Source organism: Alkalibacterium iburiense (assembly GCF_039521845.1).
Lineage (GTDB): Bacteria > Bacillota > Bacilli > Lactobacillales > Carnobacteriaceae_A > Alkalibacterium > Alkalibacterium iburiense.
This window is the reverse complement of record NZ_BAAACW010000091.1, coordinates 1-9,201: the sequence shown is the minus strand read 5'-3', so window position 1 is coordinate 9,201 and position 9,201 is coordinate 1. Positions and strand designations below refer to the sequence as shown.

The following is a 9,201-nucleotide window of genomic DNA, read 5'->3' as shown; positions in this document are numbered from 1 at the left end:
ATGAAATCGTCGGAAAAATGACTGATTTCATTGCGATTTATTTATTTTGGACTAGTTATTTCCCAGTCCCGTGTCAATTGGCTTTCTGTCCGCTCAAAGACCTTTCTTTCCCTCATAAAGTCTCAACCTAAAATGCTGTATTATGATGGCCAGTTCGATGAGCTTCAACTGAAGAAAGAAAGAATGTCTTATGCTGAAATTATGCAGGCAGTCCGTGAAGAAGGCATTGGTTCTTTAGACGATGTAGCCGTCATTGTTTTAGAAACAGACGGGACTCTTTCCATTATCGATAGTCCGATTAATAATACGGGTAAACAGTCCAGCTTGTCTAATTTGGATATCAAAGAGCAAGAATAAGGTGTGTGTCATTCCTTTAATATCTATTAGTTGAATTATGATTCCTTTTATTTTACGGTTAAGTTGTAAGAAATAATACAGGAGGTCTTTATTATGAGCCAAGCGTTTGAAGTATTTAAAGAACGATTAGTCGGTGCGAGTCCAGAAGAAGTCAAAAATCTCATTCAGCAAATTGAACGCTCCAGAGAAAATGGGGACATCAGTGAACGGGAAAGAGAGCAGTTAAAAGAGATTGCTAACCGGAACCTCGATGCAAAAGGGGACGAAGCTTACGGTCGACTGGATGATAATGAATAGTATATTGAAATAGATAGAGACGATTAGATTTCCGTCTCTATCTTTTCTATTATTACCAATCAGAGCATTGGGATGTGCGGCGCAGGAGGTTAATTTTAATAAATGATAAGCCAATAAATTGCACACATTTAATAAATGAGTCTTTTATCGATTTTGATGCTCAATAAATGTATAAATTATAGATTAATGGGACGCAAATCGGGTTTGAGGCTCAATAAATTTATAAATCTTAGATTAATGAGACGCAAATCGGTTTTGCGTCCCAATATATATATATTAATCATAAATTAATGAGACGCAAATTGATTTTAAGCTCATTAATCTGAAGTATTAACGGTCATACTTTCTTCTTTTCTAGAAAGTAAAAAAACTTGCGCCAGCACTGGGATGTGCGGCGCAAGTTTTCATTTTAGTCGACTTATTTTAAGTTGTATAAAGCGTCTTTACCTTCGTAAACCGCTAATTCACCTAATTGGTCTTCAATTCTTAGTAACTGGTTGTATTTAGCAATACGGTCAGTACGGCTTAATGAACCTGTTTTAATTTGACCAGCGTTCAATGCAACAGCGATGTCAGAAATAGTTGAATCTTCTGTTTCACCTGAACGGTGAGATACTACTGCAGTGTAACCCGCTTTTTTAGCCATTTCGATAGCGTTGAATGTTTCTGTCAACGTACCGATTTGGTTTACTTTGATTAAGATAGAGTTCGCTGTATCGTTGTCGATACCACGTTTAAGGATTTCAGTGTTTGTAACGAATAAGTCGTCACCAACTAATTGAACTTTGTCGCCTAAGCGTTCAGTTAATAGTTTCCATCCATCCCAGTCGTTTTCGTCCATACCATCTTCGATTGAGATGATTGGGTATTTGTTAACTAATTCTTCAAGGTAATCAACTTGTTGTTCAGCGTTACGTTTTGCACCGTTTTCGCCTTCGAATTTAGCGTAGTTATACACGCCGTCTTCGTAGAACTCAGCAGCTGCACAGTCGAATCCTAGGAAAACATCTTTTCCTGGCTCGTATCCAGCTTTTTTGATTGCTTCAAGAATGGTTTCAACACCGTCTTCAGTTCCGTCGAACTTAGGTGCAAATCCACCTTCGTCTCCAACAGATGTTTCTAATCCGCGTTCTGAAAGGATAGATTTTAAAGCGTGGAAGATTTCAGTTCCCCAACGTAGAGCTTCTTTAAATGTAGGAGCTCCTGTAGGTAAGATCATGAACTCTTGGAATGCGATAGGCGCATCTGAGTGTGATCCACCGTTAACAATATTCATCATTGGTGTTGGTAATACTTTCGTGTTTGTTCCACCTAAATATCTGTAAAGTGGTAAGTCAAGGTAGTCAGCAGCGGCACGTGCTACGGCGATTGATACACCTAAAATAGCGTTCGCTCCTAATTTTCCTTTGTTTGGCGTCCCGTCTAATTCGATTAATAGATTGTCGATACCCATTTGGTCACGAACATCTAAACCGATAATCGCTTCAGCGATAGTGTTGTTTACATTTTCAACAGCTTTAGTAACACCTTTACCTAAATAACGGTCTTTGTCTCCGTCACGTAATTCAACGGCTTCGTGTTCACCTGTAGAAGCTCCAGAAGGAACCATTCCACGGCCAAAAGCACCCGTTTCTGTATATACGTCTACCTCAATCGTTGGGTTACCGCGTGAGTCTAAGACTTCACGTGCAAGTACATCTGTAATAAATGGCATTATGTCATACTCTCCTTTAATTTTTCTTTTAACATGTGTTAAAAGATTAGTGTTTTTATTTTAATTGTCCTTTATAGGACAGTTTAAAATCCTTAATATTAATCTTTTTGAATCAATGATTCGCCAGTCATTTCTTCTGGCTTTTCAATACCTAGTAAATCAAGCATTGTTGGAGCCACGTCAGCTAGTTTTCCGTCTCCTCTTAAAGTGACGCCTTTTTTGGTCACAATAACCGGTACAGGAACCGTCGTATGAGCGGTGTGTGGTGTGCCTGCTTCAGTCAAAATAGTATCTGAGTTTCCGTGGTCGGCAAAGATAATAGCCGTTCCACCTTTTTCAACAATTAAGTCTACTACTCGACCCAAGTTTTCATCCACTGCTTCAATAGACTTGATAGTCGGCTCTAACATACCAGAGTGTCCGACCATGTCCGGGTTCGCATAGTTCAAGATGATCGCATCATGCTCATCGTTTTTGATGTCTTCAATGAGAGCATCCGTGACTTCATACGCACTCATTTCCGGTTTCAAATCATAGGTTTCCACTTGAGGAGAAGGAATTAAAATTCTCTTTTCTCCAGGGAACTCATCATTTGTTCCCCCATTCATAAAGAATGTGACATGAGGGTATTTTTCTGTTTCAGCGATACGCAATTGCTTTAATCCGTTATCTGATAAAACTTGACCAATCACGTTTTTCAAGAAGACTGGAGGGAACATAACGTCCGCAGCCATATCTGCCGTGTATTGAGTCATGGTTACAAATTTCAAGTTTTCTGGCACTTGTCCTCTGTCAAACTCATCAAAGTCCGGTTCAGTAATCGCACGAGACAATTGAATCGCACGGTCTGGTCGGAAGTTAAAGAATAAAATTGCATCGTTATCTTTAACTGTTCCAACGGGCTGTCCGTCTTTTTGGACAACGATGGGTTCAATAAACTCATCCATTGTGTCCTTTTCATAACTGGCTTTAACAGCTTCCACTGGATTCTCTGTCAGGTTTCCTTCGCCATGGAAAATAGCATCCCAAGCCCGTTTGACACGTGGCCAACGGGTATCTCTATCCATAGCATAGAAACGTCCAGTGATTGTGGCGATTTCGCCAGCGCCTAAATCACTTAAAATCGTTTGTAACTCTTCGATAAAACGAGCAGAAGAATCAGGAGCCACGTCACGTCCATCCGTAAAGGCATGGATATAGACGTTTTTGACACCTTGCTCTTTTGCTGTTTGAACTAAAGAGGTTAAATGACGCTGGTGACTGTGCACGCCGCCGTCTGATACGAGTCCGAATAAGTGAAGGGCCGAATCATGTTCTTTTACGTGATTGAAGGCACCGTTAAGTGCTTCATTCGTTTGAAATTCACCGTCTTCAATCGCTTTGTCTATACGTGTAATACTTTGATAAACGACGCGGCCAGCACCGATATTTGTATGCCCTACCTCAGAGTTCCCCATTTGACCTTCTGGGAGACCAACTGCCAGTCCAGAAGCTTGCATTGTATTATGCGGGAATTCATTCCAGTAGCGGTCAAAATTCGGTTTATTGGCTTGTGCAACGGCATTTCCGTATTCTTCTTCTCTCCATCCAAATCCATCTAAAATAATGATGGCTACAGGTGCTTTGCTCATTTATTCAGCCGCCTCCAATAATTGTAAGAAAGAATCAGCTTCAAGACTTGCTCCACCAACTAAGGCACCATCAATATCTGGTTGAGCCATTAATTCTTTGATGTTTCCTGGTTTAACCGATCCACCGTATTGAATACGAACAGCGTCAGCTACTTCTTGAGAATATAGATCTGCAATTGTTTGACGAACGACAGAAATCGTATCATTCGCATCTTCAGCTGTCGCAGTTTTCCCTGTACCAATAGCCCAGATTGGCTCGTATGCAATGACTGCTTCTTTCACTTGATCGTCAGTCAACCCTTTTAGTGCCGCTTTTACTTGATCCGCTACTAGTGTATTTGTTTGACCGGCTTCTTTTTGCTCTAATGTTTCTCCAACACAGATGATTGGAAGCATACCGTTTCTAAATACAGCGTGTGCTTTTTTGTTAATATCTTCATCTGTTTCGTGGAATAACTCACGACGTTCAGAGTGTCCAATAATAACGTAGTGTACACCCAAGTCGCCTAATACTTTCGGACTTGTTTCACCTGTAAATGCTCCTTCATCTTCAAAGTAGCAGTTTTGTGCGGCAATTTTCAAGTCTGAGTCAACGACTAAGTCAACCATGCTCTGCATGAATACATTAGGTGCTCCAATGACTGCATCCACTTTATCTGATGCCGGAATTTTATCACTGACTTCTCTTATAAAAGAAGCGGCTTCTGTAGATGTTTTGTTCATTTTCCAGTTACCTGCAATAATCGGTTTACGCATTCTCTTATTCCTTCTTTCCTTAGCTGTTCCCTTGGTTTTGTTCCTTACCTTTTAAGAATGAACAGACTGCGACAAGGGTCGACTGTCGCAATCGTTCATGTAAACTTTTATTTATAACCCTAAAAGCTATTATTTGTCTGAAATAGCTGCAATACCAGGTAATTCTTTACCTTCTAGATATTCTAATGATGCGCCTCCGCCAGTTGAAATGTGACTGAAGTCATCTTCAAATCCTAATTGTTGAGCAGCCGTAGCAGAGTCTCCTCCACCAATAATTGTTGTAGCGTCTTCTAAATTAGCTAGAACTTCACATACATCGCTTGTTCCTTTAGCAAAGTTAGACATTTCAAATACGCCCATTGGTCCGTTCCATACAACTGTTTTTGCTCCTTCTAATTCTTTAGAGAACAATTCAACTGTTTTCGGTCCAATGTCCAGCCCCATTTTTCCTTCTGGTACATCCCCTTCAACAACGTCTGTTTCAACATCGTTTGAAAATTCTGATGCAACTACGGAGTCTACTGGAAGAACTAATTTGTCACCAGCTTTTTCAATCAATTCTTTAGCTAATGATACTTTGTCTTCTTCAAGTAAAGATGATCCGATTTCTTTTCCTAAAGCTTTGTAGAATGTATACGTCATTCCACCACCAATAAGAACTTTGTCAGCTTTCGCCAAAAGGTTTTCAATTACGCCGATTTTATCTGACACTTTTGCTCCACCTAAGATAGCCACAAATGGACGTTTAGGTTCGTCAACTGCGCCACCAATGAAGTTGATTTCTTTTTCAACTAAGAAACCAGCTGCTGATTCAACGTTTGAAGCAATACCAACGTTTGAAGCATGTGCGCGGTGAGCTGTTCCGAATGCATCATTTACGAATACATCGCCTAAACTTGCCCAGTATTTACCTAGCTCTGAATCGTTCTTGCTTTCTTTTTTACCGTCTACGTCTTCAAAACGTGTGTTTTCAAACATTAAAACGTCACCGTCATTTAAGTCAGCAACTGCTTGTTCGAGTTCTTCTCCACGTGTTTGGGCAACAAATTTAACGTCTTTACCTAGTAGCTCACTTAAACGGTCAGCTATTGGTTTCATTGATAAGCCAGCTTTGTCCTCTTCTGATTTTACGCGTCCTAAGTGAGAAAAGACAATCACTTTTCCACCTTGTTCAAGGATGTAATCCAAAGTAGGAAGAGCCGCTTGAATACGGTTATCGTTAGTGATCTTTCCGTCTTTCATTGGGACGTTGAAGTCAGCACGAACTAATACTTTTTTACCGGATAATTCTAAATCTTTTACAGTTTTCTTTGCCATATAATTAACCCGCCTCTCATGTGTTTTTGCTCATAATTTTCATAAAAATACGGGGAAGCGCGACCTCTTGTATTTAATAAAAACCGTCAATGACACAAATGCTTTCGCACCAGTCTAACTGTTCCGTTAAATAAAAGAGTTTTGCTCCCCCGCTATTCATTCATATTTCTTTAATTAATGATTTGTCTGTCTTTAGTCTAACTAATTATAGGCTAGTCATGTGTTCTAAAGTTGAAACCATGTTTCCTACAAATCCGTACTCGTTGTCATACCAAGCAACAGTCTTAACTAACTGACCTTCTGCTCCTTCGATAACTTTTGTTTGAGTTGCATCGAAGATAGAACCAGCTGGTACTCCGATAACGTCTGATGAAACAATTTCATCTTCGTTATACATGTATGCATCTGATGAGTATTTTTTCATAGCTGCGTTTACTTCTTCTGCTGTAACTTCTTTGTCTAATACAGAGTATAATTCAACAAGAGAACCAGTAATTGTTGGAACACGTACTGCTGTACCATCAATTTTACCGTCTAATGCTGGGATTACTTTACCTACTGCTTTAGCCGCACCTGTTGAAGCTGGAATAGCGTTAGCTGCTCCTGCACGGCTCTTACGTCCGCCTGGTGCATCTTGTAATGATTGAGATCCAGTGTAAGCGTGAATCGTGCTCATTAATGCACGGTTAACTCCGTATTCTTCGTTTAATACGTTAACCATTGGTGCTAAACAGTTTGTTGTACATGAAGCTGCAGATACAATTGCATCGTCAGCAGCGATAATGTCGTGGTTTACACCATAAACGACTGTTTTCAAGTCACCTTTAGCTGGTGCTGAAATCAATACGCGTTTTGCTCCTGCATCTAAGTGTGCTTGAGAAGCATCTTTAGATACGTAGAAACCAGTACATTCTAATACGATATCAATTCCTAGGTCTCCCCAAGGTAATTTGCTAGCGTCTTTTTCTTCAAAAGCTTTAATTTCTTTTCCGCCAACAACAAGTGAGTCACCTTGTACTTCAACTGTGTGTGGGAAACGACCTTGAGCTGTATCATATTTTAATAAATATGCTAGGTCATCATTGCTTGTTAAGTCGTTAATTGCGACAACTTCGAAATCTGTATCTAATTCTAAGATACGACGAAGAGCTAAACGACCAATACGACCAAAACCATTAATTGCAACTTTAATTGACATTATTGATTTCCTCCTTAGAAAATCTAAATTATATTTTTTATTTTAAAGGGTTTCCCCCATTTAAAATTTCATTTGCGGCTGCCTCATCCGTCACTAACCATGTGTGCGGAGGGACAGTTTTCATATGTGCCTCAATTGCTTTGGCTTTTCTTTTTCCACCAGCAACAGCGACCACATTTTCAATACTAGGCAATTGGGATGAGCGTAATCCGATTCGAGAAAGTTTATAGACGATTTCTCCTTTTGGATTAACAAATTCACCAAACGCTTCTGCCACAGCCTCTTTTTCTTGAAGCATGTGAAGAGTCGCGTCATCCAATCCTCTTCTCTTTGCCATTTCAATGGAATCACCTATACTATACAAAACAAGTCTGGCATTTTCAACTATTTCAAGTGTTTCTTTAATCTCAGGCTCTTCTAACAAGAGGGAGTAAGTTTCTAACCTTACATGTTCCGGAGCGTATAGGGCTCGGGCTTTCCCACCGGTGACTCTAGCCATGTTTTCTGCAATGACGTTGGCTTGAATATCCACAGATTCCCCAAGCCCCCCTCGTGCCGGGACAAAGAGCAATTCACGATGCAGGCCAATGCGTTCCGTCATTCTTTCGGCTACTTCAAACATCGTCGTGCCACCCATAACAGCAATCGTGCTCTTCCCTTCTGGAAGAATCCGGTCAATCAGTTCTACTGTGACGCGTGCGAGCTCCACTAAGCTGTTTTGTTCCTGATCCGTGTTTCCGAGAACAATGGTGCAGTGATGAATGCCAAGCACTTTTGCTAGCTGAGCTTCTATTTCCCGAGAATGTTCTTGCTGACCCATGAGTCTCTCCAGTTTATAAAAAATATTCAGGCCTACGGAAGTACATTCCATGCCTTGAGAAGACGTCGTAATCAAGCCTTGATTACGTAACACTTCTACTTCATTGCGCAACGTTCTTTCCGTAAGTTCTAAATGTTTGGCAAGAGCCCGTCTACCAATAGGGCCATGTTGTTGGATATGATTTAAAATATCATATCGCTTCCTGAGTATTCGAAGTGTTCCTGGTGCAACTTTTTCAATTACTGACAACATACTTGCTCAAGCACCTTTCCCTGACACTAAGCTTATAAACTCCTTTGATTAGCTTCCTTTATAGTGTAACAGAGTGCTGGGCAATAATCAACCCGATATTTCAATTCATTGGGACTTTTACTGTCCACTTAGAATGTGTTCGACTCCCTGTCTTTGCCTCTATCTAATTTCGCTTCAATCACACTTTCCAGTTCTTCTTCGGGAATATTCTGGTCAAACACGTAGTCTTCTATAATAATCGTAGGCACAAATTCTACATTTGCTTTCTTGACTTCTTCTATAATCGATTGTGCCTCAATCGTATTGTCTTGTTTTTCGGCTTCTCTTTCTTCCCGAACATATCTCTCTAATTCTTCTTCAGAAAGGCTTCCCCAATCATCTAAATGAGCATAGTAAAAATCAATATCAGCTTTTGCTTTGTCCTTATCTGTGTAGTCGATATACTGATGCAAGACATTGCCTAGCTTTAAGCCTTCTTTATCTTTATCGTAATGTTTGATGATGCGCTGCACTTTTCCGTCCTTCACGTACGGGTCCAATAGAGGTGCAGCTTTATCCCACCACGTTTTACAGTGCGGGCAGCGTAGGTTAATAAATTCCACCACTTTTAACGGAGCTTTCGAGTCACCAAACGGAATGCCCCCTTCAGTGGAAACAGCATCGGATTGTATAGCTGATGTATCCATTTCTTCTCTCCTTTCTTTTCATCCTCTACTCTTTATTATACAGTTGTGAAAAATAGATGACCAGTCATAAGCATTTGATTTAAATATTTAAGCGGCATAAAAAAAGGGACTGGGAAAAAACTCAGTCTAAATAAATCAGCCCAGCCATTTATGTTAAAAAATAAATGGCTGGG

The 9,201-nt window shown here is 40.2% G+C and carries 9 protein-coding genes; 2 read left to right on the top strand and 7 right to left on the bottom strand.

Translation table 11 applies throughout. The features are described from left to right. Window positions 1-30 precede the first annotated feature (30 nt). Both ABDZ53_RS07525 and ABDZ53_RS07520 read left to right on the top strand, forming a co-directional pair. On the top strand, window positions 31-357 hold the full coding sequence (locus tag ABDZ53_RS07525; protein ID WP_343755155.1) for a YetF domain-containing protein: 327 nt from the start codon (window positions 31-33) through the stop codon (window positions 355-357). Between the two features lie 93 nt (window positions 358-450). Continuing rightward, window positions 451-654, top strand: coding sequence for a hypothetical protein (locus tag ABDZ53_RS07520; protein ID WP_343755153.1), 204 nt, complete (start codon window positions 451-453; stop codon window positions 652-654). A 418-nt stretch (window positions 655-1,072) separates the two neighbouring features. Here ABDZ53_RS07520 and eno read toward each other — a convergent pair whose 3' ends face one another. The 7 genes from eno to ABDZ53_RS07485 form a co-directional block, all read right to left on the bottom strand. After that, window positions 1,073-2,368, bottom strand: a complete 1,296-nt coding sequence (gene eno, locus ABDZ53_RS07515) for a phosphopyruvate hydratase (RefSeq protein WP_343755151.1) — start codon at window positions 2,366-2,368, stop codon at window positions 1,073-1,075. A gap of 98 nt (window positions 2,369-2,466) precedes the next feature. Further along, the gene (gene gpmI / locus ABDZ53_RS07510; protein WP_343755149.1) at window positions 2,467-3,999 is read right to left on the bottom strand and encodes a 2,3-bisphosphoglycerate-independent phosphoglycerate mutase; all 1,533 of its coding nucleotides are present in this window, start codon (window positions 3,997-3,999) and stop codon (window positions 2,467-2,469) included. Next, window positions 4,000-4,755: a triose-phosphate isomerase gene (gene tpiA, locus ABDZ53_RS07505; protein ID WP_343755147.1), complete on the bottom strand. Its 756-nt coding sequence runs from the start codon at window positions 4,753-4,755 to the stop codon at window positions 4,000-4,002. 129 nt (window positions 4,756-4,884) lie between these two features. Beyond that, a complete protein-coding gene (locus ABDZ53_RS07500) occupies window positions 4,885-6,072 on the bottom strand; it encodes a phosphoglycerate kinase (RefSeq protein ID WP_343755145.1) in 1,188 nt (395 codons plus the stop codon). Window positions 6,073-6,277: 205 nt separating this feature from the next. Continuing rightward, window positions 6,278-7,270: a type I glyceraldehyde-3-phosphate dehydrogenase gene (gap, locus tag ABDZ53_RS07495; RefSeq protein ID WP_343755143.1), complete on the bottom strand. Its 993-nt coding sequence runs from the start codon at window positions 7,268-7,270 to the stop codon at window positions 6,278-6,280. A gap of 37 nt (window positions 7,271-7,307) precedes the next feature. Then, entirely contained in the window at window positions 7,308-8,342 is a 1,035-nt protein-coding gene (locus ABDZ53_RS07490) for a sugar-binding transcriptional regulator (protein WP_343755141.1), read from the bottom strand. Between the two features lie 128 nt (window positions 8,343-8,470). Continuing rightward, window positions 8,471-9,028, bottom strand: a complete 558-nt coding sequence (locus ABDZ53_RS07485) for a thioredoxin domain-containing protein (protein WP_343755139.1) — start codon at window positions 9,026-9,028, stop codon at window positions 8,471-8,473. Window positions 9,029-9,201: the final 173 nt, after the last annotated feature.

Coding starts and splice junctions, on each gene's coding strand:
- gap (WP_343755143.1), bottom strand. CDS start 7,270: ATGTCAATTAAAGTTGCAATTAATGGTTTTGGTCGTATTGGTCGTTTA.
- ABDZ53_RS07500 (WP_343755145.1), bottom strand. CDS start 6,072: ATGGCAAAGAAAACTGTAAAAGATTTAGAATTATCCGGTAAAAAAGTA.
- ABDZ53_RS07490 (WP_343755141.1), bottom strand. CDS start 8,342: ATGTTGTCAGTAATTGAAAAAGTTGCACCAGGAACACTTCGAATACTC.
- tpiA (WP_343755147.1), bottom strand. CDS start 4,755: ATGCGTAAACCGATTATTGCAGGTAACTGGAAAATGAACAAAACATCT.
- eno (WP_343755151.1), bottom strand. CDS start 2,368: ATGCCATTTATTACAGATGTACTTGCACGTGAAGTCTTAGACTCACGC.
- ABDZ53_RS07520 (WP_343755153.1), top strand. CDS start 451: ATGAGCCAAGCGTTTGAAGTATTTAAAGAACGATTAGTCGGTGCGAGT.
- gpmI (WP_343755149.1), bottom strand. CDS start 3,999: ATGAGCAAAGCACCTGTAGCCATCATTATTTTAGATGGATTTGGATGG.
- ABDZ53_RS07485 (WP_343755139.1), bottom strand. CDS start 9,028: ATGGATACATCAGCTATACAATCCGATGCTGTTTCCACTGAAGGGGGC.